The organism is Aeromonas sp. PrichA-15 (assembly GCF_017939245.1).
In the GTDB taxonomy this organism is placed as follows: domain Bacteria; phylum Pseudomonadota; class Gammaproteobacteria; order Enterobacterales; family Aeromonadaceae; genus Aeromonas; species Aeromonas caviae.
The window spans coordinates 1-2474 of sequence record NZ_JAGKRH010000196.1 but is presented as its reverse complement, the minus strand read 5'-3'; the positions used below and the strand labels follow the sequence as shown (position 1 = coordinate 2474).

At 48.5% G+C, this 2474-nt stretch carries 2 protein-coding genes and 1 pseudogene; 2 read left to right on the top strand and 1 reads right to left on the bottom strand.

The genetic code is table 11. From position 1 onward, the window contains the following. Positions 1 to 224: 224 nt before the first annotated feature. Positions 225 to 1970 (top strand): restriction endonuclease subunit S, encoded by a 1746-nt coding sequence (locus J9889_RS19010; protein WP_210557716.1) that lies wholly within the window; start codon positions 225 to 227, stop codon positions 1968 to 1970. Further along, entirely contained in the window at positions 1970 to 2341 is a 372-nt protein-coding gene (locus tag J9889_RS19005; protein WP_210557715.1) for an Abi family protein, read from the top strand. Before J9889_RS19010 ends, J9889_RS19005 begins: the two co-directional genes overlap by 1 nt. Before the next feature lie 11 nt (positions 2342 to 2352). Here J9889_RS19005 and J9889_RS19000 read toward each other — a convergent pair. Next, a pseudogene (locus tag J9889_RS19000) lies at positions 2353 to 2474 on the bottom strand (IS630 family transposase); the annotation flags it as partial.

Genomic DNA, 2474 nt, shown 5'->3' with positions numbered 1-2474 from the left:
TGGTGGGCATTCCCGCGGAATGCATGGTGTTTTTGCTCATGGGGGGAGCGTATCTAAGGAGCAGGATCAAGCAAGCAGGAAAGTGGGATCAAGAGACGATCGTCTCATTTTTCCTGTGTCAATACTGTTCCGGTGAATACTTACACCGAGCAGGCCGAAATCCAGCAACTGCGCGACCAGCTTAAGGGCATTCTGGCTGCGGCGCTGGGTAAGGGGGCCTAAGCATGATTGAGCAACTGATCACCGACCATCTGGATCTGTGGAGTAGCGCGGTACGCCCCAAGAGCAGCGCCGGCCGTGGCAGCAATAGCAAGCTGGAACTCACCGGTATCAAGAAGCTGCGCGAGTTGATCCTGGAGCTGGCCGTGTGCGGCAAGCTGGTGCCACAAGACCCCAATGATGAACCGGCATCTGTGCTGCTGGAACGTATTGCTGCTGAAAAGGCGCGCTTGGTCAAAGAGGGAAAGATTAAAAAGTCCAAGCCACTGGCGGAAATAACGGATGATGAAAAGCCGTTTGAATTACCGGAGGGGTGGGAGTGGTGTAGGTTGGGTTATGTTGGAGTATGTTCAACAGGAAAAACACCCAGCACATCAGTGAATGAATATTTCAATGGCGACATCCCTTTTATTGGTCCAGGTCAGATCACGCAATCCGGTAGCATAATAGAACCCGATAAATATCTTTCTGAAAGTGGATTACTGAATAGTGAGGAAGCTAATCAAGGAGATGTTTTTACTGTTTGTATAGGTGGTTCAATCGGTAAGTCGGCGATTGTTCATGGACGAATTGGTTTTAATCAGCAAATTAACGCAATAAAACCAATAAAATTTTCGAGCGCTTTTTTGTACTCAATTTTATCAACAAGATTTTTTATTGATTCCATGGTCTCTGCCTCGACAGGATCAGCAACACCGATAATTAATAGAAGTAAATGGGAAAGTCTATTGATCCCTTGTGCGTCGATGAACGAGCAACACCGCATCGTCGCTAAAGTCGATGAACTGATGTCCCTTTGCGATCAGCTGGAGCAGAAAAGCGAGGCATCACTGGCCGCTCATCAGACGCTGGTTGAGACCCTGCTGGCCACCCTGACCGAGAGCGCCGACAGCGGCGAGCTGGCGCAAAACTGGGCGCGGCTGGCCCAATATTTCGATAGCCTGTTTACCACCCAGAGCAGCATAGATGCTCTGAAACAAACCATTCTGCAACTGGCGGTGATGGGCAAGCTGGTGCCGCAAGATCCCAATGACGAACCCGCCTCTGTGCTGCTGGAACGCATCGCCGCCGAAAAGGCACGGCTGGTAAAAGAGGGCAAGATTAAAAAGTCCAATCCATTGCCGGAAATAACGGATGATGAAAAACCGTTTGAATTGCCGGAGGGATGGAAAATGGTGCGTCTAGGTCAGGTTTCAACAGTTAAAGGTGGAAAAAGATTGCCGGCAGGTCATCAGTTTAGTGCCTATGAGACTGCCCATGTTTATATTCGTGTTACAGACATGAAAAATGGGAGTATCAATGATTCTGGCTTGGCATATATATCGCCAGAGACGCATTCATTAATATCTCAATATACGATATCTTCAGATGACTTATATATTACGATTGCAGGGACCATAGGCGATGTAGGATTGGTTCCAAGTCGGTTTAATGGCATGAACTTAACTGAGAACGCAGCTAAGCTGATGTTTAGATCTATTGATAAATCTTGGTTGAAATACACATTGCGGTCAAAATTTTCTCAGTCTCAGTTCAATGAAAAAACAAACCAGCTTGCTCAGCCTAAGTTAGCATTACATAGAATAGAAAGTAGTATTATAGCCTTGCCGCCTATTGCTGAGCAGAAGAGAATTGTCGCTAAAGTCGATGAACTGATGTTTCTTTGCGATCAGATTTCCGCCCGTCTACAAGCCAGCCAGACCACCCAGCAGCACCTCGCCGAGGCGCTGGTTGAGGGAGCCTTGAACTGATGGTCTATGCCAAGCCCTGGTTTAGTTTTGAGCAACAACTGGTCAAGCTGCAACGTCGTGGCATGTTGATTACAGACGAGGCTGCTGCGTTAGATTACCTGGAGCGAATTGGTTACTACCGGCTCAGTGGCTACTGGTATGCCTTTCGCGAGCGATCTGAACTGGTTGTGCAACTATCGCCGACAGGCGGTAAGCCAAAAGACATCAAACCGACACGCATGGTGCTGGAGCCCTTTAAGGCAGGGACTCGCTTTGTCGATGCGGTCGATCTGTATGTGTTTGATAAGAGACTACGCCTGCTGGCAATGGACGCGCTGGAACGTATCGAGATCGCTATTCGGGTGGATATTTCACATACGCTAAATAACTGATCCCAATAGTGCTACACCTTCGCTGTGCCATAGCCATTCCCCGGGAAAGGAGACACGGTATCCATGAAGTGTTTCACTCGGGCCAGCAGGTTTGCCATCCCTCTGCATTGATGATTGCGCGTGATGGTTTCAT